Source organism: Alteromonas sp. 5NS40-0096, from assembly GCF_057544385.1.
On the sequence record NZ_BAAJLQ010000001.1, the window covers coordinates 1,256,274 to 1,281,697 of the forward strand.

29 protein-coding genes and 1 other annotated feature are annotated in these 25,424 nt (G+C 46.0%); of the genes, 11 read left to right on the plus strand and 18 right to left on the minus strand.

The genetic code is table 11. The annotated features are described in order from the left end of the window. Positions 1–31 precede the first annotated feature (31 nt). The 7 genes from AC27G9_RS05790 to AC27G9_RS05820 all read right to left on the minus strand — a co-directional run bounded on the left by AC27G9_RS05790 (position 32) and on the right by AC27G9_RS05820 (position 4,184). Positions 32–205, minus strand: coding sequence for a hypothetical protein (locus AC27G9_RS05790; RefSeq protein ID WP_487071947.1), 174 nt, complete (start codon positions 203–205; stop codon positions 32–34). Positions 206–264: 59 nt separating this feature from the next. Then, positions 265–768: a GNAT family N-acetyltransferase gene (locus AC27G9_RS05795; RefSeq protein WP_487071949.1), complete on the minus strand. Its 504-nt coding sequence runs from the start codon at positions 766–768 to the stop codon at positions 265–267. 15 nt (positions 769–783) lie between these two features. Then, positions 784–1,572: a crotonase/enoyl-CoA hydratase family protein gene (locus tag AC27G9_RS05800; protein WP_487071951.1), complete on the minus strand. Its 789-nt coding sequence runs from the start codon at positions 1,570–1,572 to the stop codon at positions 784–786. A 38-nt stretch (positions 1,573–1,610) separates the two neighbouring features. Further along, positions 1,611–1,934: a DUF3392 family protein gene (locus AC27G9_RS05805; protein WP_487071953.1), complete on the minus strand. Its 324-nt coding sequence runs from the start codon at positions 1,932–1,934 to the stop codon at positions 1,611–1,613. A gap of 27 nt (positions 1,935–1,961) precedes the next feature. After that, entirely contained in the window at positions 1,962–2,516 is a 555-nt protein-coding gene (locus tag AC27G9_RS05810; RefSeq protein WP_487071955.1) for a hypothetical protein, read from the minus strand. Between the two features lie 310 nt (positions 2,517–2,826). Then, positions 2,827–3,726, minus strand: a complete 900-nt coding sequence (locus tag AC27G9_RS05815) for a class I SAM-dependent methyltransferase (RefSeq protein ID WP_487071957.1) — start codon at positions 3,724–3,726, stop codon at positions 2,827–2,829. A gap of 185 nt (positions 3,727–3,911) precedes the next feature. Beyond that, positions 3,912–4,184, minus strand: a complete 273-nt coding sequence (locus AC27G9_RS05820; RefSeq protein ID WP_487071959.1) for a hypothetical protein — start codon at positions 4,182–4,184, stop codon at positions 3,912–3,914. A 241-nt stretch (positions 4,185–4,425) separates the two neighbouring features. Continuing rightward, positions 4,426–4,538: a sequence feature (His leader region), on the plus strand. A 44-nt stretch (positions 4,539–4,582) separates the two neighbouring features. Between AC27G9_RS05820 and hisG the strand changes: the two genes are divergently transcribed. From hisG to hisIE, 8 genes are read left to right on the plus strand one after another with little or no spacing between them, the layout of a single operon-like run. Next, a complete protein-coding gene (gene hisG, locus AC27G9_RS05825; protein ID WP_487071961.1) occupies positions 4,583–5,482 on the plus strand; it encodes an ATP phosphoribosyltransferase in 900 nt (299 codons plus the stop codon). Between the two features lie 7 nt (positions 5,483–5,489). Next, positions 5,490–6,794, plus strand: a complete 1,305-nt coding sequence (hisD, locus tag AC27G9_RS05830) for a histidinol dehydrogenase (RefSeq protein WP_487071963.1) — start codon at positions 5,490–5,492, stop codon at positions 6,792–6,794. Beyond that, positions 6,791–7,870: a histidinol-phosphate transaminase gene (gene hisC, locus AC27G9_RS05835; protein ID WP_487071965.1), complete on the plus strand. Its 1,080-nt coding sequence runs from the start codon at positions 6,791–6,793 to the stop codon at positions 7,868–7,870. Before hisD ends, hisC begins: the two co-directional genes overlap by 4 nt. After that, positions 7,870–8,940, plus strand: a complete 1,071-nt coding sequence (hisB, locus tag AC27G9_RS05840) for a bifunctional histidinol-phosphatase/imidazoleglycerol-phosphate dehydratase HisB (RefSeq protein ID WP_487071967.1) — start codon at positions 7,870–7,872, stop codon at positions 8,938–8,940. The genes hisC and hisB overlap by 1 nt, the downstream gene beginning before the upstream one ends. 1 nt (position 8,941) lies before the next feature. Beyond that, entirely contained in the window at positions 8,942–9,544 is a 603-nt protein-coding gene (gene hisH, locus AC27G9_RS05845; protein WP_487071969.1) for an imidazole glycerol phosphate synthase subunit HisH, read from the plus strand. Then, the gene (gene hisA / locus AC27G9_RS05850) at positions 9,541–10,278 is read left to right on the plus strand and encodes a 1-(5-phosphoribosyl)-5-[(5-phosphoribosylamino)methylideneamino]imidazole-4-carboxamide isomerase (RefSeq protein ID WP_487071971.1); all 738 of its coding nucleotides are present in this window, start codon (positions 9,541–9,543) and stop codon (positions 10,276–10,278) included. Before hisH ends, hisA begins: the two co-directional genes overlap by 4 nt. Next, a complete protein-coding gene (gene hisF, locus AC27G9_RS05855; RefSeq protein ID WP_487071973.1) occupies positions 10,260–11,051 on the plus strand; it encodes an imidazole glycerol phosphate synthase subunit HisF in 792 nt (263 codons plus the stop codon). The genes hisA and hisF overlap by 19 nt, the downstream gene beginning before the upstream one ends. A 10-nt stretch (positions 11,052–11,061) precedes the next feature. Beyond that, the gene (gene hisIE / locus AC27G9_RS05860; RefSeq protein ID WP_487071975.1) at positions 11,062–11,682 is read left to right on the plus strand and encodes a bifunctional phosphoribosyl-AMP cyclohydrolase/phosphoribosyl-ATP diphosphatase HisIE; all 621 of its coding nucleotides are present in this window, start codon (positions 11,062–11,064) and stop codon (positions 11,680–11,682) included. On the opposite strand, the gene AC27G9_RS05865 is transcribed toward hisIE, so the two are convergent. Then, positions 11,679–12,392, minus strand: coding sequence for a substrate-binding periplasmic protein (locus AC27G9_RS05865; protein WP_487071977.1), 714 nt, complete (start codon positions 12,390–12,392; stop codon positions 11,679–11,681). The two genes, hisIE and AC27G9_RS05865, sit on opposite strands and share 4 nt — an antisense overlap. A 173-nt stretch (positions 12,393–12,565) precedes the next feature. Between AC27G9_RS05865 and lepB the strand changes: the two genes are divergently transcribed. The 3 genes from lepB (at position 12,566) to AC27G9_RS05880 (ending at position 14,336) form a co-directional block, all read left to right on the plus strand. Continuing rightward, positions 12,566–13,195, plus strand: a complete 630-nt coding sequence (gene lepB, locus AC27G9_RS05870) for a signal peptidase I (protein ID WP_487071979.1) — start codon at positions 12,566–12,568, stop codon at positions 13,193–13,195. A gap of 142 nt (positions 13,196–13,337) precedes the next feature. Then, positions 13,338–13,781, plus strand: coding sequence for an Hsp20 family protein (locus tag AC27G9_RS05875; RefSeq protein WP_487071981.1), 444 nt, complete (start codon positions 13,338–13,340; stop codon positions 13,779–13,781). Positions 13,782–13,892: 111 nt separating this feature from the next. Further along, positions 13,893–14,336, plus strand: coding sequence for an Hsp20 family protein (locus AC27G9_RS05880; protein WP_487071983.1), 444 nt, complete (start codon positions 13,893–13,895; stop codon positions 14,334–14,336). Between the two features lie 71 nt (positions 14,337–14,407). Here AC27G9_RS05880 and AC27G9_RS05885 read toward each other — a convergent pair whose 3' ends face one another. The 10 genes from AC27G9_RS05885 to AC27G9_RS05930 form a co-directional block, all read right to left on the minus strand. Then, entirely contained in the window at positions 14,408–15,535 is a 1,128-nt protein-coding gene (locus AC27G9_RS05885) for an alanine racemase (protein ID WP_487071985.1), read from the minus strand. Positions 15,536–15,540: 5 nt separating this feature from the next. Further along, positions 15,541–15,936 carry an MAPEG family protein gene (locus AC27G9_RS05890; RefSeq protein ID WP_487071987.1) on the minus strand — a complete coding sequence of 132 codons (396 nt, stop codon included), beginning with the start codon at positions 15,934–15,936 and terminating at the stop codon, positions 15,541–15,543. A 200-nt stretch (positions 15,937–16,136) separates the two neighbouring features. Further along, positions 16,137–16,781, minus strand: a complete 645-nt coding sequence (gene adk, locus AC27G9_RS05895; protein WP_487071989.1) for an adenylate kinase — start codon at positions 16,779–16,781, stop codon at positions 16,137–16,139. A 358-nt stretch (positions 16,782–17,139) separates the two neighbouring features. Next, positions 17,140–19,062 carry a molecular chaperone HtpG gene (gene htpG, locus AC27G9_RS05900; RefSeq protein ID WP_487071991.1) on the minus strand — a complete coding sequence of 641 codons (1,923 nt, stop codon included), beginning with the start codon at positions 19,060–19,062 and terminating at the stop codon, positions 17,140–17,142. Between the two features lie 163 nt (positions 19,063–19,225). After that, complete coding sequence (gene recR / locus AC27G9_RS05905; RefSeq protein WP_487071993.1) at positions 19,226–19,825, minus strand: recombination mediator RecR; 600 nt, start codon at positions 19,823–19,825, stop codon at positions 19,226–19,228. A gap of 82 nt (positions 19,826–19,907) precedes the next feature. Beyond that, on the minus strand, positions 19,908–21,803 hold the full coding sequence (locus AC27G9_RS05910; RefSeq protein WP_487071995.1) for a M48 family metalloprotease: 1,896 nt from the start codon (positions 21,801–21,803) through the stop codon (positions 19,908–19,910). Positions 21,804–21,905: 102 nt separating this feature from the next. Beyond that, positions 21,906–22,232, minus strand: a complete 327-nt coding sequence (locus AC27G9_RS05915; RefSeq protein ID WP_487071997.1) for a YbaB/EbfC family nucleoid-associated protein — start codon at positions 22,230–22,232, stop codon at positions 21,906–21,908. Positions 22,233–22,258: 26 nt separating this feature from the next. Next, positions 22,259–24,631 (minus strand): DNA polymerase III subunit gamma/tau, encoded by a 2,373-nt coding sequence (dnaX, locus tag AC27G9_RS05920; RefSeq protein ID WP_487071999.1) that lies wholly within the window; start codon positions 24,629–24,631, stop codon positions 22,259–22,261. A 9-nt stretch (positions 24,632–24,640) separates the two neighbouring features. Next, the gene (apt, locus tag AC27G9_RS05925; protein WP_487072001.1) at positions 24,641–25,177 is read right to left on the minus strand and encodes an adenine phosphoribosyltransferase; all 537 of its coding nucleotides are present in this window, start codon (positions 25,175–25,177) and stop codon (positions 24,641–24,643) included. Positions 25,178–25,197: 20 nt separating this feature from the next. Further along, complete coding sequence (locus AC27G9_RS05930) at positions 25,198–25,326, minus strand: hypothetical protein (protein WP_487072003.1); 129 nt, start codon at positions 25,324–25,326, stop codon at positions 25,198–25,200. Between the last annotated feature and the right edge of the window lie 98 nt (positions 25,327–25,424).

Consider the following 25,424-nt stretch of genomic DNA (forward strand, 5'->3'; position numbering starts at 1 on the left):
GTTTTAAACCAATGATCAACACGCCCCGATATCATCCTACATCCGACTTCTTATTGAAGTTAAAAACGCCTACCCAGAACAGTAATTCAAATACTACGCCGAGTAACACAATAGCAATAATACCCAGAGCAAAACCTATCTGATAACAAATCAGTGCGGACACAAGAAACAGAACAAATACAGGGATTCTCAATGCGGCTGCCATTACCCACTCCTTTTCGCTGAGTTGATAGTAAGCCTAGCAGCCAACCAATGAATATGCTGTTACAAATGTTTGCGAAATATGTCGCAATCTAAGCTTTGGCCACGATGCTCAGTGAAATTGGCGATGTGAGAATCGAAAACAAATCCGCATTTTGCCAAAATAGCTTTAGACGCAGGGTTGTTGGTCAAAACACGCGCCAAGACAACTGACAGCCCCCGATTCATCGCAGCTTCTTCACACATCCACCGGACTGCCGCAGTCGCTATCCCCTTACCCGCTGTGGACTTTGCTACGCGGTATCCAATTTCAGCCTGCTTATTCTCAAGGTTAATATTTCGAAGATTGACTCTGCCAATAACGCTCCCGCCATCGATGACCAATACAGGTAAAGCACAGCCTTTGTGATACAGAGAAACCAACGATGCAATATGGGCACTAACACCGTCTTCACTGAAAAAATGAGACGGCCTTGGCGCAATAAATTTTTCAAAGTACGCTCGATTATCTCGCTCAAACTCAAGAAGCTGCCGAACGTGTTGACCTGTCAATATTTCAAACTTCATACGACAGCCCCGACATTATCGGTATGGAATATCTGAACCTGTCATTTCGCGTTTTACTGCAATTTTTTGGTTCTTTCCCATTATCATTCGAATTTGGTTAAGAGATTCTTTTGCCAAGATACGACGTTCCTCTTTCACCCAGACACGGTTGTACATTTGCTTCACTGTAGCATTGGTATCAGGAGAGCGTTGTACAAGCTGTTTTGCTAGTGAATAGGCAGCATCGATGGGCTTTTCGCTGACTTGAGAAATCAAGTTGTAAGACAACGCCTGTTGAGCCGTAACGATTTCTGCCGTCGTCGCCAGTCGAATTGCATGATCGCTCGTTACACACGCTCTTAAACCTGGTGTGCCCCCCATATCGGGTATCAATCCCCACTTGGCTTCCATTATTGACAATGATGTATCAGGTGCAGCAATGCGGTAATCGCCTCCGAGAGCAATCTGCATGCCGCCCCCCCAACATTTACCATGCAGCACCATAATCACTGGTACCTTTAATCGGCGCCATCCTACACTGACACGCTGTGCTAGGTTGGCATTACCTGGTAGCCATTTGAACAATAGCTTTAACGCATTGGGCGCACTAGACATAACAGACTTCACATCCAACCCAGAGCAAAAACTTTGCCCTTGACCAGAAACAATGACGACTCTCACATCTTTGCGCTTGGCAAGGTGCTTTATTGTCTTATCAATACTATTGAACATATGCATATTCAGCGCATTGTGTTTATCAGGACGATTTAATTGCACATGGGCAATCGCATCCTGAACCTGCAGGGTAACGCAATCGTGACTCATAATATCCCCTATCGACTATTGTTCTGTTTCCGACCGCCTTAAATATAACGTCTACGTTCGGCTAAGAAGCCCAATGTAATAAAACACATCACGTAGGCGGCACCTTGATATTGCCAAGGCAAATAGGCCAGTACATAGCGCAAAAAAGGTGCCCCGTATAGGGTAAGTAAGCCATAACCAAAGGCGCACAGTAGAACAAACACCAGTGTTCGTATCACAAAATGATATGGCGCCAGTATACGTTTGACATGCTTGTTAATGACATCGCCATACACCACCAGCGCAGTGGCCACTAACATGATGCTCATTTCATCAAAATATTCAGCTAACCACCTGGTGAAGTCACCCAGTAATTCGGTCATAAACGCCTCGCAGTTATCCCAGATAGACTATTTCAGAGCGGAGTAAGGATCTTCTGCCATCAAGTAAGCTCGCAAATCAGCTTTTTGTGGATGTTCATGCAACCAAGCTCTGATTTCTTTTAATTTGCTGTAGGTATCTTCGCCAAACTTATCTGTGTATATCGCATTGAAGTTTTGACTTGTCGTTGTCAATTTCACTTGTCGTTGCCACGCTTGAGTGACTATTGTATTTAACGAACCGGCAACGCCTTCGCTTTTCAAGAGCCCCCACTCACCTTTATCTAACCACACACCGCCGACGGCACTCGAATAATCGATTCGGTGGGGCGTCTGCGCCGAGATTTTCATTTTACGCATAATACCGCCACTGACTGGGCAAAATAATGCGCGGCCGGTATCTTCGGCTAACTCTTCAACACTGAGGTTGTCAGAAAATTCATGCTCGGGGTGACGTTCTTTCCACGAGACAAAATCTTCGATAAGCAACCAGTCTCCGCCACACGAATTACACTTGTGTGACCGTAAGTTGTCATCAATAAAATCGGGGAAAAGGTGGCCGCTGGCACAACTTGGGCATTTCATAATAACGTCCTGTTTCTTTATTTCGTTGAACCGAGTGTACATTTTGATAACCGATAATTCGACCAAAACCTAAGTTAGGTAAATCAATACCCGGTATGTTGTGTTCAAAAAAACACAACTACTTTAGCACTGAATATTCGCTACTCAACACGTTTCGCTACTGGTTCAATTGTTGTAGATACAAGCGAAGAGGTGAATCGCGCTTTCGCTTAAGGATTTAGGCAGGTATATCACACGGTTGTGTGAGCTCAGATAGCTTCGATAGGAAGGGCAAAGCAACAGCACGCCAACCGGCGCGCTGTTTTGTGACTCAGTTCGCTTTTTTGAAAAGCAATGTCATTCGGTTTGATTCACCAATAGCATCCACAGCCGCTTTTTTCGCTTCATCGTCTCGGGCCCCAAGATAGGACGGTGGCAAACGCCACACAATGTCCGTTTCACTGGGTTGATCTTTTGGATTCGCATTGACATCAGATGTCGCGACCAGTTCAAACCCTGCCTTTTCGAACGCGGCTAAAACATCACTTTCCTTGATATAACCGCGACTGCCATCAGCCCCTTGTGCCGACGCATCTTCTTGCAATCGATGTTGCACGACGCCTACGTAACCGTCATCTTTCAACAGGCGATGGGTTGTTGCCAACGCACTAGACAGCGTTTGAGCATCGGTTTCAAAACGGTTTAGGTTGTGCAACGCGCGAACGAATAACACCCTATCAACAGTACCGTTTAACGATTGTGGCGCTGATGAAAAGGTAAAACCGTCACTGCTAATGCCATTGTCCGTAAAGCCATTCACTAGCTCTGGGAACTGCTTAGTTGAAGCAATGCGCTCTTTAATGGAATCTTCGCTAAAAAAGCCAAATCGAGCCCACATATCATCGTCATAATTAAGCCCGTATAAGGTACCTTCGCTACCGAGATAGTTGGCTAAAATCTGACTGTACCAGCCTCCTCCGGGAAGCGCTTCCGCTACCGTCATGCCAGGGGCAACTCGGAAAAAGCTCAAAGTTTCGATGGGATGACGTGACGCATCTCTTGCTTTTTCTTCTGCTGTTCGTTGCGCAACTGCATTTTTAAGTGAGGGCATGTCAGCTTTCACTTCAGCCATTGCTTTAGCCTCTGCGCTCGGTTGACTATCGTTACACGCTGTTAATGTGAGGCCCAATGAGGCAACCAGTATGGATGACAGTAATGTTCTGCGGAACATGGTTATTTCCTTCTCTGAATTGTTGTTGGTACTTCCGCTTACGCTAGGTAAAATCTCACCTAACACACTTGCATAGAACGTCTGTTTTAACAGGAAATTTCGATAAAGTCAGAACAACCTATTGCGATGAAGACGAGTGGAAGGAAATGCGGGACAAATTACACCAACTATTTGGGCGTAATGGCCTAGATATATAAATCTAGGTGATGCTCAGCGTCATCATCTGGCTTGTCGGATTTCTCGGGATTCTCGGTATCCTGCACATGTTGATTAGGTGTTTGGTGCCGGATGTATTGTTCTTTGTCGCTGACCTTGCGTTCTTCTTGATGTTCGGCTTTTTCCTCTTCGTTGAGGCTATTGGAGGTTTTTTGTTTGTTGACCTTTTTCACTCGTTTATCAGCCACGACGGGCACTTTCCCTTCTCTGGGAATAATCGGAAAAATGAGATCGTTATTCATACATTATACTCCCCATACTTAACTAGGGTATCGGCACCAAGCTGTAAAATGATTAGGCCGAGTAGACCCAACCTAACCTATTTTTGTTAACACCAGGTTAATTTTAGCCAAAAATCCATTGAGTTATTTGATATAACTCAGAAGTTAAGAAAAAAGGTTGCAATGGCGTAACCATTTAGCTACTGTTTGGCCGTCTATTTTTTGGAACGTTTTTTTCGAATATGTATATCAGCGCCCTAACGCATCACCACCATCATAAAGCATAGCCTTTCAGGTTTGTGCTGGAAGGTTAATGGTCCTTCCAGTGGCGCGACAAGATTCTCGACCCCCGGAAGGAAACTTCCGGGGGTTTTTCGTTTCAGGGTCAAATAAATTCAGGAACTTTAGAGGAAATCACAATGAGTGATAACAAGCGTCTACGTATCGCGGTACAGAAATCAGGTCGTCTAAGTGATGACAGCATTGCACTACTTAAAGCCATTGGCGTAAAACTACAAATTCGCGACCGTCTACTTATTGCTCATTCAACCAATCAGCCTATCGATTTGTTACGTGTCCGTGACGATGATATCCCCGGCCTTGTGATGGACGGCGTCGTTGACCTTGGTTTCATCGGTGAAAATGAACTTGAAGAAAAAATGTTAGAGCGCAAAGCGTCTAACAAACCCTATGAATTCAAAACACTGCGCAGACTAGACTACGGTGGCTGCCGCTTGTCTATTGCAGTGCCAAACGAATTAGACTATCCCAATGTGGAAGCGTTAGATGGTAAGTCTGTCGCAACGACCTACCCTTATCTACTTGAGCGTTTCTTTGAAGAAAAAGGCATCAATGCGCAAGCCGTTATGTTGACGGGATCAGTCGAAGTTGCACCGAGAGCAGGTGTTGCGGATGCCATTTGTGATTTGGTCTCTACCGGCGCCACACTTGAAGCCAACGGATTAGTTGAAAAAGATGTGATCTTTCGTTCGAAAGCCGTACTAATACAAAAAGCTGGCAATATTGACGAGGACAAGCAAGCACTGATCAATCGCTTCTTACCCCGTATCGACGGCGTTACCCAAGCCAAAGAAAGTAAATACATCATGCTACACGCGCCAAAAGCGTACCTAGAACAAGTGAAAAGCTTACTACCCGGCGCGGAAAACCCTACGGTATTGCCTTTAGCGGGTAATGACGAGCAGGTAGCCATCCACGTCGTGAGCCCTGAAACACTATTCTGGGAAACCATGGAGAAGTTAAAAGCTCTTGGTTGTAGTTCTATCTTGGTTATGCCAATTGAAAAAATGATGGGTTAAAAAGCAGATGATCAACTGGTCCTCATTGTCAGCACAGGCGAGAAAAGACGCGTTAGCGCGACCCGCTCTTGCTGATAATCAAGCACTGAGTAAAACGGTAAGCGAAATTATCGCCAAAGTGAGAAATGAAGGAGATGACGCTGTTATCGCCTTCACTAAGCAGTTTGATTTCGCGGGATTGCTCGCGTTACCGTTGTCAAAAGACAAACGCGATGAACTTGCCAGCCGAGTTAAACCTGATGTGAGCCAAGCTATTGAATTGGCATTCGACAACATTCGACAGTTTCACGATGCTCAGTCGCCTAGCGATATTGATTTAAATACCATGCCAGGTGTTCGTTGCGAGCTAAAATTTACAGCACTTGAAGCGGTGGGTTTGTATATTCCCGGTGGTACGGCCCCATTGCCATCCACCGTGCTAATGTTGGGTGTTCCCGCCATGGTTGCAGGGTGTACGCGAAGAGTGTTGTGTACCCCACCGAATAGCCAAGGGGAAATCGCGCCTGAAATCGCTTTTGCTGCACGCTTGTGCGGCATCGATGAAATCTACCTTTGTGGCGGAGCGCAAGCCATCGCTGCTATGGCATTTGGCACTCAGTCGATAGCCAAGGTCGATAAAATTTTTGGGCCGGGTAATAGTTTTGTTACTGAAGCGAAACAACAAGTTAGCCAAGTCGCTGAAGGAGCGGCAATCGACATGCCCGCAGGCCCTTCTGAAGTTCTTGTACTGGCAGATGCTGAAGCGAACCCAGTATTCGTCGCTGCAGATCTGCTATCACAAGCAGAGCACGGCACGGACTCTCAGGCGGTATTGGTCAGTAATAGTCGTTCATTGATCGAAGCCACTATAGACCAAGTAGCGTGTCAATTAGCGCAGTTGTCTCGTAACGGCATCGCCACACAAGCAATGGAAAACGCGCGTTATATTTTAACCGAATCAATGGACGAAGCGTTTGCAGTAAGCAATGCCTATGCGCCAGAGCACTTGATAGTACAAGTCGAAGACGCACGCTCAGTGCTTAGCCAATTGAAAAATGCAGGCTCAATCTTTGTTGGAGCTTATTCTCCGGAATCAGCTGGAGACTACGCCAGTGGAACCAACCACGTTCTGCCTACCTATGGCTATGCAAAGAATTACTCTAGCCTCGGCTTACTTGACTTTATGCGCCGTTATACGGTGCAGGAAATCAGCAAGGAAGGCATGCTTAACTTGGGCCCAGCCATTATGGCACTAGCGGCAGCTGAGGGCCTAGATGCCCATGAAAAAGCCGTTGAAGTTCGCATGGCAACGTTGGTAGGAGAAAGCAAATGAAAGATTTGATCAACAACCTACTCAACGAACACCTTATTGCACTGAAGCCTTATGAGTCGGCGCGTCGACTGTTTTCGGGTGGGCAAGACTGGCTAAACGCGAATGAATCGCCCTATGCCAATGACTATCAAGTCGATGACAGCCACTTTAACCGTTATCCGGATTGCCAACCACCAGCAGTGATTGAAGGCTATGCCAAGTATACGGGGTTAGCGACGGATCAAATCATTACCACTCGTGGCGCAGATGAAGGTATTGAGCTACTCATTCGCACGTTCTGCACACCTGGTAAAGACAATATTCTCATCTGCCCGCCAACGTATGGGATGTATGCTATCAGCGCAGAAACCTGCAATGTCGGTATTAAACAAGTCCCGTTAAACGACGATTTTTCGCTGGATGTAGAGGGTATTTGTAGCAAAAAAAATGTCAACCTCGTGTTTATCTGCTCGCCCAACAACCCAACGGGCACGCGGGTCAATCAGGCTGACCTGACCCGCGTACTCGAGCACTTTGCCGACACGGCTTTGGTGGTGGTCGACGAGGCTTACATCGAGTTTGACATCGACACGACATGGGCGAATCAATTGGCAACCTACCCCAATTTAGTCATTCTCAGAACCTTGTCTAAAGCTTTTGCATTGGCAGGAATTCGCTGTGGCTTTACGCTGGCCAATCCCCCTGTTATCAGTGCGCTAATGAAGGTAATTGCCCCTTACCCCGTTCCTGAGCCTGTTGCGCAAATTGCTGCTCAAGCGCTTTCGCCGCAAGGCATTGAACGGCTGAATACTCAAATCGCGACGCTCTCAGATGAGAGAGCGCAGTTAGCTGTGGCGTTGGAAGGCTTCGACGGCATCAGTTTAGTCGGCGATACCAAAGCGAATTTCGTTCTGTTTCGCTACGCACGCAGCAAAGCGTTAATGGCGTTTTTAGTAGAGAACGGCATGCTGATTCGAGACCAATCTAAACAACTCAACTTAGAAAATTGTTTGAGAGTGAGTATTGGTAACGCCTCACAAAATGCCCGTTTGCTGGACCTTACCTCACAATTTATTGCAAAGACCGGAAAACAATAATGAGTCAACAAGCCATATTATTCATTGATCGCGATGGCACACTTGTCGAAGAGCCGCCGATCGATTATCAACTTGATAGCCTAGAAAAGCTCGTTTTTGAGCCTAATGTGATTCCGGTTTTGCTCAAGTTACAAGCTGCTGGTTTCAAGTTAGTCATGGTAACCAACCAAGATGGTCTGGGTACGGAGAGTTTTCCTCAGGAAGACTTTGATAAGCCACACAATGCGATGATGCAAGTCTTTACTAGTCAGGGTGTTATCTTTGACGATGTACTCATTTGCCCGCATTTTGAAGAAGACAATTGCACATGCCGCAAACCCAAATTGGGATTAGTCAAAGACTACTTGCAACAAGGAAAAGTCGATTTCACTCGTTCATTTGTTATTGGTGACCGAGCAACCGACATGCAATTGGCCGAAAACATGGGAATTGTTGGTCTACAGTATACCCGAGACGAATTGAATTGGGATGCTATTGAAAAGCGCTTGTTGGCATCGTCAAGAATTGCAGAGGTTGTGCGCACGACATCTGAAACCGACATCAAGGTCAAAGTAGACTTAGATTCCACGGCGAAATCAACAATACAAACCGGCCTGGGCTTCTTTGACCACATGCTGGATCAAATCGCCACACATGGCGGTTTTGAACTCAACCTAACGGTCGATGGCGACTTGCATATTGACGACCACCACAGTGTCGAGGATACAGCGTTAGCTCTCGGTGAAGCTCTCAAGAAAGCCTTGGGGGACAAGCGTGGGATCGGTCGTTTCGGTTTTGCATTACCAATGGATGAGTGCCGCGCAGAATGTATTATGGACATATCCAACCGCCCTCACTTGAAATTTGACGCTGAATTCAGCCGTGAAAGCGTAGGTGAAATGGCGACCGAAATGGTGCCACACTTCTTTTATTCTTTAGCTCAATCGATGGGACTGTCTTTACACCTATCTACGACTGAAGGTAATGCTCACCACCAAGTAGAGAGTTTGTTTAAGGTCTTTGGCCGCGCGCTACGCCAAGCAATAACTAAACAAGGTGACGCCTTGCCGAGTAGTAAAGGAGCACTTTAGCATGGCGAATAACATTGTCATCGTAAACACGGGTTGTGCCAACATCTCGTCGGTTAAGTTCGCTGTTGAACGCCTTGGCGTCAGGGTTGAGGTAACTGACGATATCGATGCGATCCAACGCGCAGATAAAGTCTTTCTTCCCGGTGTTGGCCACGCCAATGCGGCGATGAAGAGTATCAGAGAAAAAGGGCTTATTGACGTGATCCGCGGTCTTGAACAACCCACTTTGGGCATTTGTTTGGGCATGCAGCTCATGGTCACCGAGTCGCAAGAAGGCATCAATGGCAACACAAAATGTTTGGGGTTGATGCCTGGCTTAGTCGAACAAATGACAGCGGATAACCTTCGTTTGCCCCATATGGGTTGGAATAAGGTAGATGCAGTCGGTAATGCCCCTTTGTTTAAAGGCATTGATGATGGAACCTACTTTTACTTTGTGCATAGCTTCTGTGTAAAACAGTATGAGCAAACCATGGCAACGAGTGACTATGGTCAAGTGTTCTCTGCTGCAATAAACAAAGATAACTTCTTTGGCGTGCAATTCCACCCCGAGCGCTCGAGTGATGCGGGTGCTCAATTACTGAAGAATTTTATAACGTTATGATTATTCCTGCGATTGATTTGATCGATGGTGCTGTAGTCAGACTTTACCAAGGCGACTACGAGCAAAAAACCGAATATAAACTCGACCCTGTTGATGTAGTAAACCAGTACGCAGACCAAGGCGCGACCTGGCTTCACATTGTGGATTTGACGGGTGCAAAAGACACAGACAAACGCCAGTTAACCTTAATCCAAAGTATGGTGGCAACGGGTAGAATGGACTTCCAGGCTGGCGGTGGAATTCGCTCTGAAGACGACGTCAAACAGCTACTTGATATTGGTGTTAAACGTGTTGTGATTGGCTCTCTTGCAGTGAAGCAGCCGGAACTGGTCAAAAGCTGGGTAACCCAATATGGCCCAGAAGCGATTGTCCTGGCGTTAGATATCAATATCGACGAAAACGGCAACAAAATGATAGCGACTCATGGTTGGCAAGAAAATTCAGGCGTCGCGTTAGAAGGACTGCTAGAAGACTTTCAATCTGTTGGCGCAAAACACGTTCTGTGCACCGACATTAGTCGAGACGGCACGCTGCAAGGGGCTAATGCTGAATTGTATGCTGAGATGAAACAGCGCTTTCCCGATATTCAATGGCAAGCATCTGGCGGTATAGGCGCTTTGAGCGACATCAATGCGTTGAAGCCAACCAATGTCGATGGCGTTATTTTGGGGCGTGCACTACTAGAAGGTAAATTTACAGTTGCGGAGGCAATCGCATGTTGGCAAGACGCATAATCCCCTGCTTAGACGTTCGCGATGGCAAAGTCGTAAAAGGCGTGCAATTCCGCAATCACGAAATCATTGGTGATATCGTTCCTTTGGCCCAAAAATATGCGGAAGCTGGTGCCGATGAACTCGTATTTTACGACATTACTGCAAGCTCTGATCAGCGTGTAGTCGACAAGAGCTGGGTAAGCCGGATCGCCGAGGTCATCGACATTCCGTTTTGTGTTGCAGGTGGTATTAAATCGGTTGAAGATGCAGGTCGCATTCTCGAAATGGGGGCGGACAAAATCTCAATCAATTCGCCAGCACTGACAACCCCCGACCTTATCAATGAGTTACATGACGTCTATGGTCAACAATGTGTCGTCATTGGTATCGACAGTCATTTCAATAGCGAAACGCAAAAGTACGAAGTCTACAAATTTACCGGTGATGAAAGCCGAACGCAGCAAACTCGATGGGAAACCATAGACTGGGTGAAAGAAGTCCAGCGACGCGGAGCCGGAGAGATAGTACTGAACTGTATGAACCAAGATGGCGTTCGCAAAGGTTACGACATTGCACAGTTAAAAGCGGTTCGCGATGTATGTAGTGTACCTCTCATCGCCTCTGGTGGTGCAGGTGCGCCTGAGCACTTTACCAATGTCTATCAACAAGCCGACGTAGATGGCGCACTGGCGGCTTCGGTTTTCCATAAAGGGATCATTGAGATTCCAGTATTGAAATCGTATCTTTCGGAACAAGGGATTGCTATGCGTGCCCTACCTAATTTTAAAGGCTAAATGAATCAAAATGCTTATTACACAAGACAACATGAACCAGCTAGCCTGGGATAAAATGGACAATCTAATACCGGCAATTGTGCAAGATGCCGTATCCGGTAAGATTTTAATGCAAGGCTTCATGAACCAAGAGGCGCTAGCCACTACATTAGACTCAGGGAAGGTGACTTTTTTTAGCCGTTCTAAACAACGACTATGGCAGAAAGGCGAATCGTCTGGGCACACCTTGGACTTGGTAGAAATTGGTGCAGACTGCGACAACGACTGTATTCTTGCATTGGCCAATCCTAATGGACCCACATGCCACACAGGCGCCCAGTCGTGCTTTTTCGACAACCAAGTACCATCATTCACCTTCCTAGCCGACCTAGAGAGTGTATTAGCGGCGCGTAAAAATGCCGATGTGGACTCAAGTTATACGGCCAAGCTGTATGCAAAAGGGATTAAACGCATCGCTCAGAAAGTAGGTGAAGAAGGTGTAGAAACAGCACTGGCAGCAACAGTTAAAGATACTGAAGAGTTGAAAAACGAAGCGGCAGATTTGTTGTATCACCTCACCGTTCTGTTGCAAGCCAGTGAACTAGAGTTAGATGACGTTATTCAAGTTTTAAAAGATAGGCATTCAGCTTAATTTCGGCGATACTCAATGGCGGCGCGCTTTAGGCGTGTCACCATTTTCTCATCCATATTTTTGTTTGCAGCCAAATAGCCAATCACTTCTAATTCAGGAATATAGGCGACATTTCGCAGCTTTACATCGGGCATTCCGACTTGCTTTCTTGTCATAGGTACAAGCGCGGGATCCTCGATAATCAAATCAACATTCTCTCTTTGTAGCCGTTCCCACGAACAACGAATGTCTGCACACGCAATAAAATGCACGCCTTCTTTGAGCCCAATTGATATCAGCCAATCATAGGCAATATCGTCGCGCTGCACGGCAACGCTATACTGAGTAAGATAGCTCCAATCGGGGACATCAATATCAGTTCTATGAGCTAAGGAAACAAACGCTAACTTAAACTCAGAGACAGGGGCTATCCAATGAAACAACGCCTCCCTCTGTGGTGTTTTAGCAAGAGAATAAATCAATGACTGAGGTTGCCTTTCGACACTGCGGTATGCCCTAGCCCAAGGCACGAGTTTAAACTCCGCTGTGGCTCCTGCTCGCTCGAGAATCGCTTTTACTTTCTGTGTACTTGAACCCGACACCTCTGAATTTTCATTGAGGTAATGGTACGGTGGAGAAGATTCAGTATATACCAGTAACGGCTCAACCTCTGCCGACGCAGTGCTACACACAGCTAAGAACCAGTAGAGAGTAAAATACAAACGCCGCATAAATTTCTGTTCAAAAAAATTACAAACTGAACATATCAAGTGTTTGATTTATCAGCAAGCAATCATTAGTGGATTATTGGCGGTGCGTAACATTTGGTTACGTTTGGCCAAGGAACTAAACCTCGCGATACGAGACTAATAAAAATACAACGACTGTCGATGGAAAATTTACAATGATAAATTTCAAAAAGTTATGGAAGGAAAATAAAGGTTTCATATTGTTTATCGCGCTTATGAGTGTGTTTAGAAGCAGTTTTGCTGATTGGTATCATGTGCCAACAGGCTCAATGGAACCGAATATACAAGTGGGCGACCGCATTCTCGTGCAAAAAGCGGCTTATCGTATTGATATTCCCTTCACCGACATTGGAATACAACACGATACCCCCGCGAGAGGAGACGTTGTTGTGTTTAATAGTGAAGCGGCCAATAACAGACTGGTCAAACGCGTTATCGGCGTTCCCGGCGATACCGTTTCTTTGATCAACAATCGATTGACGGTCAACAATGAGAGCGCTCAATATCGTCTTGAAACTTCGCAAACCACGGAAGTCATTGGTGAAATGCAGCGGTTAGTGAAAACATCAGGTGCTATTCACCCAAACAAATCATTTTCGACAGTGCGTGTTCCCGAAAGTCACTTGCTAGTACTCGGAGACAATAGAGACAACAGCGCAGACTCGAGAGTCTATGGCTTTGTTCCCATCAGTGAAATTGCAGGAAAAGCGTCTAACGTCTTGTATTCGTTGGACTCGGACGCATATTACTTGCCTAGAACAACACGTTTTTTTAAAAAAATATAAATTAATTTGAAAAAGTGGGTTGAAAAGTTTTTGACCCACCTCATATAGAAAGTATGGCGCTTGAGAACAAGGCCATAAAAACGCCGCCGACTATCGGGGCATATTTTAAAACAACATATTGCTTATTAATGAGGATATGACTATGCGTACTATCGATCTATCTCCACTTTACCGTTCATTTATTGGTTCTGAGCACCTTGCTTCAATGATTGACGCCGCCGCGCGCAATGAAAAACAGAGCAGCTACCCTCCGTACAATATCGAGCTTTTAGCCGACGACAAATACAGAATTACTATGGCGATTGCCGGTTTTAGTAAAAATGATGTTGCTATTGAAGTGCAAGAAAACACATTAACTATTACGGGTAAAAAAGCACCGACTGACGCTGGCACTGCCGAGCGTAAGTTCCTCCACAAAGGTATCTCAGAAAGAAACTTCGAGCGTAAATTTCAGTTGGGGGACCACGTGAAAGTGCTCAGCGCCGACCTTGAAAACGGACTACTTCACATTGATTTAGAGCGTTTGATTCCAGAAGCACAAAAGCCGAGAAAAATTGAAATCGGCAGTAACCTAATCGAAGGCTAAACGCCTAAAAAAATGAGTAAATTCGTCGGTGCTCGAAAGAGGCCGACAACCTTGCCGCCAGAATTTGGGGCACATTATCAACATATTGCTTAAATTAAAAAGGATATGACTATGCGTACTATCGATCTATCTCCACTTTACCGTTCATTTATTGGCTCTGACCGTCTAGCGAACCTCGTTGATTCAGCGAATCGCAATGGTAGCCAAACGGGTTTTCCGCTATACAACATTGAATTGCATGAAGAAAACAAATATAGCGTAACCTTGGCCTTAGCTGGCTACAAAAAGGAAGACCTGACAATAGAGGTCAAAGAAAACAGCTTAACCGTCAGTGGAAAAGTCTCATCTTCTGAAGAAGATAAGAAATCTGCGAAATTTTTACACAAGGGTATCAGTCAAACTGACTTTGAACGGAAGTTTCAATTGGGCGATCACGTAAAAGTGTCCGGTGCGGACTTCGTAGACGGCTTGCTGACTATTTCGCTTGAGAGAGTGATACCCGAAGCATTAAAGCCCAAGTCAATCGAGATTGGCTCTAAGTTATTGAATAGTTAATGCTCTCTCGTGTGTTTCTCCCTTCCCTTTGCGGCGCTTTTGCGCCGCTTTTTTGTGACGGCTCAAAACGACTAGGTCCATCCTCTGGGCAGTCTCTGCCATTTTTCACCTGTATATTCGCCTCCGTCCACGAGGTGATAGCAAGGAAAGTTTGTCGCCGTAGCGCAGGCATGATTTGGAATAATCCGTAATTTGGTCCCCGGCGCTCGCAATGCTTCGGGCAATACCGCGTTGTCTGCGCAAGTTACAATGCCGTGCTCCTGGTTCATTGAAGACAGCATCAAGCCCGGAATGACATTGCCTTGTATATCCGCTACCAAACCATAGCCTTTACTCAAGCCATGTGCGCCTTGATCGCTCGACATCGACATCCAGCCTGCATCAACTATGAGCCAATTTTTATCCTGGCGATAGCCAATGACAGACGTTAAAACTGATATCGCTATATCGTCGACAGCACATACGCCTAAATCAGCCATGGTCATATCCATAGTAACGCAGACTCCCGTTCGCACTTCACTGGCTGTTGTGCCTGATGTTCGGCTCATCGCCGTTGGTGTGGAGCCGAGGGAAACTACGTCACAAGCGATACCGGCTTGTTCCAGAGCCTGCTTCGCAATATTGGCTTTGTCTGCCTCTATCGACGCGAGACGACGGATATCTTCCATTGAAGTACATCCATAAGCACCGCCTGCATAAACCATCAGCCCCCGAAAGCGAAGCCTTGGCGCTGCTACCAAGGTAGACGCTATAGTAATCAACTCTGTCGCTGACGGATCGACCCCTGCCCTACAGCCGTCAGCATCAAGTTCGATCATGACGTTGAGCATTTGCGATATTACGTTATTCTGCGCTAAAGACTGAGCGCTAGCGAGACTGTCAATCACCACTGTTAGCGCGGTTTTGTCAGATTGAATAGAATCAATAAACTGATACTTATCTGGTGAAAGCCCTACAGCGTATAGAATATCCCCATAGCCTGCGTTTGCGAACGCTCTAGCCTCGGCAATAGTGGAAACAGCAATAGGCTCTGTTATCGGAGCATAATAACGCGCAGCATCAAGACTTTTTAAGGTTTTAACGTGAGGACGCCACGCTAGCCCGCTATCTAGACTAGTTTGCTGCATTCTAGCCACATTGGCCATAAACCTAGGTCCATCTATCAAACAAGCAGGGGTAGCCAGTGAGGAAACCTTCATTGTGTTTAAACCGTCCAATACAACACATAGAGGTTAAAACAGGCTAACAAAATCATTGCCGCAAATGTTAAAAGCATACCGGCCAATCGCTGCCAACTCGCTCCTGCGTGAAGGCGCAAACCATAGGCGTGTAACAAACGACCAAACAGTAAGCTGGCTCCCAATGCATGAGCAACACCGTTCATTTCTGCGTTAACTTCAAACGTCGCCAGCATAACTAAACAGATAGGCACATATTCGCTAAAGTTGCCATGCGCTCGGATTAGACGTTGTAAGGTGGTGTTACCACCGTCACCTATGCCGATAGCGCCTGCTCGACGCTCTTTTATGACAAGCGCTGACAAATAGAAATAACATAGCGCAAGTAAGCTTGCATAAAACGCAGTGATATATAAATTCACATCCTAGCCTTATTATTTTGAGGGCGACACGACACTTGGCTGGTCCATCGCCATTGATATTTAGCGTATTGTTGTCACAACTCATGAAGATCGTAAAGTCGATTCGCGAGTTTACACTTAAAAATTTACTGCCATGACTTTTCAAAAGGCGAAAAAAAACCGCTGATGATATCAGCGGTTTTTTCACTTCAAACTTGCTACTACCCCAATAAGGCAGCTAATTTCTCACTCACTAGTTCCACCGCTTCTGTGCCATCAAGCTTGTGGTACTGACAGTTACCTGCACTGGCTTCTGCCGTGTAGTAGTCAACGAGTGGTTTGGTTTGCTCGTGGTAAATCGCTAAACGCTTACGAACCGTTTCTTCTTTATCGTCATCACGTACGATAAGTGCTTCACCTGACTCATCGTCTTTACCTTCCACTTTTGGTGGATTGTAGACTACGTGATAAACACGACCCGAAGCTGGGTGAACACGACGACCGCCCATACGCTCTACAATGACATCATCTGCAACATCAAACTCAATGCAGTGATCAACGTCAACGCCAGCCTCTTTCATCGCATCAGCTTGCGGAATCGTACGCGGGAAACCATCAAGTAAAAATCCGCCTTTGCAATCGTCTTGCGCAATACGTTCTTTTACTAGACCGATGATAATGTCATCAGATACTAGCTTCCCTTCATCCATCACTTTCTTCGCTGCTAAGCCCAATTCAGTGCCCGCTTTGATAGCTGAACGCAGCATGTCACCGGTAGAAATTTGCGGAATGCCGTATTTGCCCATCAAAAATTGTGCTTGTGTACCCTTACCTGCACCTGGAGCCCCGAGAAGTATGATTCGCATGTGTGCGCTCTCCGAATTATTTTATCCTATGTCTGCGAGCACTTTACACATTAGAAAGAGGCGTTACAAGACTAAGGTGAGGCATAATTTCATTCATAAGACTAATAGCGAATACAATTCAACCAAACAGACGGCGAATCCAATAAAAATGGGGCTTTAGAGAATCGGAAGTAGAAAGTTTGCAGATGAATTAGGGCCTTTATGTGTAAAGGGTTTTTCACAGTTTTTGTCTGCCAATTTAGTGAACGCAAGCACGTGATTGGTGAAAAATCCACCTCAAAACACCGATTTTACTAAGTTAAATAAAAAAACGGGCCAATAGGCCCGTTTTTCACATTTAAGATACCGATGAAACCGTTTACTTTGACATATTCATTAGTAAGGTGTTCAAATTGCGCACAAATGTCGCAGGGTCTTTCAAGCTCCCCTGCTCCGATAGTGCAGCTTGGTCAAACAAGACTTCAGTAAGCTGAGCAAAACGCTCTTCATCTTGTGTATCGGCAAGTAATTTAACCAAGTCATGCTCTGGGTTTAGTTCAAATTGATATTGTACATCAGGCACTTGCTGACCAGCAGCCTGCATCAACTTCATCATTTGCGTTGTCATCCCATTTTCATCGGCAACAATACACGCTGGCGAATCCGTCAGTTTATGCGTAAATTTCACATCAACAACTTTGTCACCCAACGCTGATTTCGCTCGCTCTAACAGACCTTCGACTTGCTTTTCTGCATCTTCCTGTGCTTTTTTGGTCTCTTCATCCTCTAGATCACTTAAATCTAGATTTGCGCTGGCAATCGATTGGAATGATTTCTCATTGAACTCGGTTAGGTGTTGCATCAACCACTCATCAATGCGCTCACCGAGTAACAAGACCTCGATCCCCTTCTTGCGGAAGATCTCAAGGTGTGGACTTGTCTTAGCGGCTTGATAACTGTCAGCAGTGACATAATAAATTTTGTCCTGACCTTCTTTCATGCGCTCGATGTAGTCTGCTAACGAGACTGTCTGCGCGTCGGAATCAGCATGAGTAGAAGCAAAACGCAATAAACCTGCAATCTTCTCTTTGTTACCAAAGTCTTCCGCTGGACCTTCTTTAAGCACGTTACCAAACTCTGCCCAAAATGCTTGATACTTTTCAGCATCATTCTTTGCCATGCGCTCTAGTACTTGTAATACACGTTTAGTACAGCCCTGACGAAGGGTTTGAGTTACTTTATTGTCCTGCAAAATTTCGCGAGAAACGTTAAGAGGCAGGTCATTAGAATCCAACAAGCCTTTGACGAAGCGCAGGTAAGTTGGCATAAATTGCTCGGCGTCATCCATGATGAAGACACGTTGAACAAACAACTTCAAACCGTGCTTTTGATCGCGGTTCCACATGTCAAACGGCGCTTTGCTCGGGATGTAAAGTAAGCTGGTATATTCTGTCTTACCTTCTACTTTGTTGTGTGCCCAAGCTAATGGATCAGCAAAATCATGGGAGATATGTTTATAAAACTCGTTGTACTCTTCATCTGAGATGTCAGATTTTTCACGGGTCCATAACGCAGTCGCTTTGTTTACTGCTTCCCACTCGCCAGGCTGAGCTGGAATCTTTTCGCCATCAGGACCTTCGGATTCTGGTACTTCAGCTTTCCACATTTTCACTGGAATGCTAATGTGATCTGAGTATTTACCAACGATAGAGCGCAAACGCCAATCGTTAGCGAATTCTTTATCGTCCTCTCTCAGATGTAACGTGATTTCAGTACCGCGGCCCGGCTTGTTGATCTGCGCAATGGTAAACTCGCCTTCACCATCTGATACCCATTCAACACCTTCTTGAGAGTCAGCACCAGCTGCACGCGTACGCACCGTGACTTTGTCAGCTACAATAAACGCCGAGTAAAAGCCAACACCAAATTGCCCGATTAGCTGAGAATCTTTCGCATCATCGCCAGATAACTTACTGAAAAAGTCTTTCGTACCGGACTTCGCAATCGTACCCAAGTTAGCGATAACTTCGTCACGCGTCATCCCGATACCATTGTCTGCGATAGTCACCGTTCCCGCTTCGCCATCGGCGGTAATTTTGACACAGAGATCGCCGTCATTTTCATAAAGGCTGTCATTCTCTAGTGCTCTGAAACGAAGCTTATCTGACGCATCCGCCGCATTGGAAACCAATTCACGTAGGAAGATCTCTTTATTCGAATAAAGAGAGTGAATCATCAAATGAAGAAGTTGTTTAACCTCGGTCTGAAAACCATGTTTTTCTTGATTGGCAGCTTCAGCCATAAACCGGTGTCTCCTGTTGCTTTTATCTTTTGTGATACCAATTCATTGAGGTGGTTAGGCCCACCTTTCGTGATATTCAGAAAGTAAGGGCACAGCGTGGAATTTCAACCGATAGATACAAAAAAACCGCAAATAACATGCGGTTTTTTAGAAGACCTACTGTTTACAACTTCCTTCGGCCAGAAAATGCATGAGTTAAGGTATTGCCATCAATAAACTCTAGTTCTCCTCCCACTGGTACACCATGTGCGATTCTTGAAGCTTCAATGTCATACTTAGCACACAACTGGGCAATGTAGTGGGCAGTCGCCTCTCCCTCAACAGTCGGGTTAGTCGCCAGAATAACCTCGCTGATGCTATCGGCACTCAACCGGCTCTCTAACACGTCAAGCCCAATATCGTTCGGCCCGATACCATCAATAGGCGATAAATGGCCCATCAGGACGAAATATGTACCAGTAAAACTCGCCGTTTGTTCAATCGCGAGCACATCTTGAGGGCTTTCCACAATGCATAGCAAACCCGATTGAGAACGCACTGGATGAGCGCAAATTTCACATAAGGCTGACTCCGTAAAAGTACGACAGGATTCACAATGGCCAATATGCTCCATTGCATTGTGCAAGGATTGACTCAGATTTAACGCCCCTTGACGGTTACGTTCAAGTAAGTGAAATGCCATGCGCTGGGCACTCTTATTTCCCACGCCGGGTAAGCAGGTAAAAGCATCAATAAGCTCGGCGAGTAACGGGCTGTACTTCATAGTTATACTCAATTAATAGTCACGTTGTTGTTGCCCCGCCAGCGGAGAGGCAACACATAAAGCATTGGCTGTCATCGTATCACTAAATCACTTGCGTTTCGAAAGCCTTGACCCGCTTGAACAATTTCTTGTTAGATTTGTTAGTCACAAAAAACGCGGAAACATTCGGGTCGACTTCCACCTTCTCAACCAATTTTTCAATCAGATCGTCTGACAATGAGAACCCTCGACGTTGTTGGATAGCGATGATCACAATGGGGCTGTCTTTGAAATATTCGACGGGTTTGGCTGCAATCCATGCCGCTTTGACTTTGGTGTTAGACTCAATTTGCGCAATTAGCTGAGCAACGCGTTTGTCTTGGTTCTGAAACGCCACAAGTGGATCGGAATCTTTCAAAAGTTGCCGCTCTTTACTGGCCAGCTCAAACAAATTTTCAAGTTGAACGCGCTTTTCTCGCCAACGATTGGCCTCTTCGATTAGGTTACTCTCGAGTAGGTAGCCATAAGCAATATGAATTGCAGGTTCAAAATGTTCGTGCTTTTGACACGCAGTTTCAAGATAGGCCAAGCCACTGTCATCACCTTGCTCTATCAACATTCGACCAAGCACAAAATGCGCATCCATATCACCTTCATATCGCGCTATGTAGTCGCGCAGTAACACAATGGCATTTGCCTGTTCCCCGAACTGTTCAGTCAACGTAGACAGTTGCCATAATGCTTCCTGATCTAAATCTTCAACAGATTTCCCTGTTAACGATTCATAAGCGTGCTTTTGTTCCTGGTAATACTCGTGCTCAGCTCGCCAATATGCCGTGTTTTGCGCAATCCAAAGATCGTCCATCTCAGCAACGAGTAGATCCAGCTGTTTACCAAAAAAATGTTGGGCTGCACTACTCTGAGACACCTCCATCGATGGTTTGGCGCAATCAAGTGCTAGCAACCTGTCATTGAGACAAGGGTGAGTATCCTGATAATTGGTGGTTTCTCGCCGAGCAGTCAGCAGTGCCGCTTCGATTTGTGCAGGTGAGGGTTGATGTTGATTTAAAAAGTTAACGAGTCCAGCAAAAGGCTTTTCAGGAGTCGATTGTTCCCTGACTGATTCATTAAACACTTTCCAGTAATTGTCTTGCGTAAACGTTGTGTAGCTGGGAATTTTCGCCAGTGCCGCCCCTGCCGTATTTGCGCTAGTCAATTCAGCTGCAGTTTTGTCTGCTTCATATTCATTTTGCCTGGCAAGCGCAAACGAATAGGCAGAGAACCTTGGACTGTACCAATGGAAAAAGCGTCGAATCGGCGCTGTTGTCCAACCATTGTGTTGGTCCAGATTGAACATCATGTTTTGCCACGATATTCTCGCTTGGTATATCCAACCGTTAAATTTACTGTGATTCCCTGACAAATGGGCTAACTCATGGGCAATGACCGATTTCAGTTCGGCCGTCGACAAAGACAACAATAATTCAAGTCCCAGCACGAGGGTGTTATGGGTGAAACCAAAGGCCAAAAAACGAGGTGTTTGCACGATTGCAGCGTTGAATTCCGGCGTCAGTATCACTTGGTGAATTGGAGGCGTTTTCAGGTCATCACGGATTTCATCGATAAGGTCAAATAGCGCAGGGGCATGAGCGCGAGTCACCTCTATTCCCTGGGGCTTTGGCCACCGTATAAAAACCGACTTAAATAACACCCAAACCATAATGACCAGTGGAATAATCAGCTTCTTTTTCAACAACAATAACAAAAACAAGGAGCTCGATAGCGCCAACATCACGCTTCCGGCGACCAATCCAGCAAGTAGTAGTACGATGAAAAGAATGATGCCGTAACCCAGCAGAGAATAGCGCAAAAGCTTGCGTTGGTAGAGTTTGGGGTCGTCGGCAAGGTCTGCCTCTGCTTGTTTCAGTAAGGCTTCTATTTTGTCTTGAGACACATCCATGCGGTCATTCCATTTTTGGCTAAACACGTGTTGAAGCATAGAGCTTAACACCGTTAAGAATCGGAGTCATCGGCTCGGATACGGGCCAAGAAACAAAAAAACCAAGCGACAGCTTGGTTTTTTCATTAATTTACCTATGACTTAAAACGGCATTTTGAAACCAGGAGGCAATGGCATACCACCAGTAACATCACCCATTTTTTCCTTGCTGGTTTCCGCAACACGACGCACGCCATCGTTAAATGCTGCAGCAATCAAATCTTCTAGCATTTCTTTGTCATCGTCCATTAGCGATGGGTCGATATCAACGCGACGAATATTGTGGTTGCACGTCATGGTAACTTTGACCATGCCAGCACCTGACTCGCCCGTGACCTCCATAGACGCCAATTCTTCCTGAGCTTTTTGCATGCGCTCTTGCATTTGCTGCGCCTGCTTCATGATGTTGCCCATTCCACCTTTAAACATAATCTATTCTCTCTGTTTATCTAAAACTAGCGAGGCAAAACTGAGTCTGGATCCACGCTCGCTTCAAAGTTTGTCACTAATTGTTGAAACACATCGTCAGTCTGCACGACATCTCGTGCATATTGATGACGCATCTGTTTAATCTCGTTTTGAATTTTACTCGGTGTGACATTCGGCTCACCAAGCTCTATATTCATGGTTATGTGGTCACCCACTACAGATTGCAAGGCCTGCTGGAGCTGCATTTGTGTAGTGGGATTGAGTAAATGGGCCTGACTGCTATCGAGTAGTAATGCCACGTCATTGCCCTGTTGGCTAAAACTGGCGTTGAGCGCGAGTTGTTTCAATAACCCGGCCACAGGCATCTGCTCTACGATATGGCTCCAGTTATCAATTTGCTTTGCCGCCGTGAGCTTTTCTCCAGATTCCAAGTAAGGTACGAGTTCACCTTGGTATGAAGTATCTGCTTGACCTGACGTAATAGGAGACGGCATAGGAACATCATGAACCGTCTCTGTAGTGATATTTTGCGTGCCGCTGGCATCCGCATGTTCGCTTTGATGCAGGGTATCAGCCCGATTGATTTCACTGCTAGACTCCTCAACCCAAGGCGGTACATCATCACCTACAGAGGGTTCAACCTCATTGGAAAGCCCATTAGCGTCATCAGGCTCAGCACGTTGCGGCGCTTTTGGGGGCGTCCAAGCTGCGTCACCGGCTTGGGGGGCTGCTTGCTTTTTTGAAGCGTCCTCTTTCGCCTCCTCTCGACTTTTTTTGAGACGTTCCCGAAGCGCTAACATTTCTTGCGTTGTCGTCAACGTTGCGTCACCTGCCATGGCACTTGCATTCGGTAGTGCAGCTGGCTGCACACCTTGCTCATTATCCATATAAGCGTCAATCGGCGGCTGTTCCATCATAGGTGGCATTTCGTCATAGTTTGGAGGTACATCTGCTTGACGAAAATCGTTTGCCTCCTGTTCAATAGCGTGAAGTTCCTGATGGAGTTCTTGTTCCGCCTTTACGTCTTCAGTGCCGTCATGAAAATGACGGCTCTCATTTTCGTTTACCTCGGCGGGACCGGCAGCTTGGCTCTCATCTTCTTGAACCGCTATCACCGAGTCGTTATTGGTAGGCTGCGCCGTCGATTCGGTATGTTCAGCTACACTCGAGGTACTGTCTTCAGTAACGGGGGTGTCAACGACATCAAGCTGTTGGCTTAACGAGCTGTTATCTAGAGCAGCAGGTGTCGCGCTGGTACTTTGAACAGGAGCAGGCGCAATAGCTGCGACAAGGGCCTCGCCATCTTTAATGGGCGTAGCAGGTACAAATGACATCATTCTCAGCAATGTCATTTCTAGCGCGCTTCTACCATCTATGGCATAGGGTAAATCTTTCTTTCCCTGTATACAGATTTGATAGAGCACCTGAACTTGTTCAGCGGAAATCTGTTTCGAGAGTTGGTAAATCGCTTTGGCACTGGTTGTTTCCAATTTACACGCTTCAGGAACCCAGTGCGTCAATGCGATTTGGTGGAGCAAACTGCTCAATTCGGCAATGACCTGCCCGTAGTCAGGCGCTTGCTCCGCCATCACATCCACGACACCCATCACATCATTGGGCGATTTACTCACCACCGCTTGCAACAGTTTGAGTAATTGATGCCTATCCATTAGGCCCAGCATATCGGTCACTACCGATGCCGTAACCTGATTGTCTCCTTGCGCAATCGCTTGATCTGTCAGGCTTAACGCATCGCGCATACTACCTTGAGCCGCACGCGCCAATAAGGCTAATGCAGGCGCCTCGAAAGCGACAGTTTCTTGACCTAAGATATGGGTCAACTGGTTAGCGATTTGCTCTCGAGACAAGGCTTTTAAATTAAATTGAAGGCAACGAGATAAGATTGTTATTGGCAGTTTTTGTGGATCTGTTGTCGCCAACAAAAACTTAACGTGGGGAGGTGGCTCTTCAAGGGTCTTCAACAAGGCATTGAAGCTGTGTTTTGACAACATGTGGACTTCGTCTATCAGATAGACTTTAAAGCGCCCACGTGTTGGCTTGTATTGTACGTTGTCGAGTAATTCACGCGTATCTTCAACTTTAGTTCGAGACGCCGCATCAATCTCTAGTAAGTCAACGTAGTTCCCTTGTTCAATTTCAAGGCAGGTGTGGCACTGTCCACAAGGGTTTGCGCCCTGGCCCTTTTCACAGTTTAAACTCTTTGCGAAGATTCGAGCGATGGTCGTTTTACCAACACCTCTCGTTCCCGTAAAAAGATAAGCGTGATGTAACCTATCGTTATCTAATGCATTAGCAATTGCTGTGACAACATGTTCTTGCCCAACTAAGTCTGCAAACCGACCTGGGCGCCACTTTCGAGCTAATACTTGATAACCCACTAAACCGTCCTATTCGCCTTCAAATTCACACAGAGTGAACGATTCTAAACCAAGCGCACTCAGTTTCTCAACGCCACCTAGATCTGGCAAGCCAATAACAAAACCTGCGTGTTCGACTTCACCACCCAAAGTTCTGATCAATTTGGCCGACGCAGCAATGGTACCACCTGTTGCGAGTAAATCGTCGATCAATAATACTTTGTCTCCGGGTTGAATTGCGTCTTTGTGAATTTCCAGCGTATCTACGCCGTATTCTAATTCATAAGTTTCGCTAACAACTTCACGAGGCAATTTGTTGGGTTTGCGAACTGGGACAAATCCGATGCCCATCTCTATCGCTAGAGGCGCACCGAAAAGGAAGCCTCGAGCTTCAGTCCCAGCGACTTTGGTGAAACCCATACCTTGATAACGCTCAAGCAGTAAGGCGATACAGGCACTAAACGCTTTGTGATCTTCCAAAACACTTGTTACGTCGCGGAACATGATACCCGGCTTCGGGTAGTCAGGCACAGTCTTAACTACAGACTTGATATATTCAACTGTCACTTTATTCAATCCCTAAGCCGTTACTTACCGATGTAAAAAGTAAACCAGCCAGCGATGATGTGCATAAGTGGAAATGCCACTAAAACAGCGATAGAGCCAAAGAAATACCACCAGTTGTAGACTTCTTTGAAATTAGAGTTATCGGCCATTCTCAATACCTAGTTTTTTACAAAAAAAATGGTCGTAAATGGTAATCGAAAAGCGAGTGGAATGACAGCGTTAATCTGGCATTCCGTAGCAGAGTTGT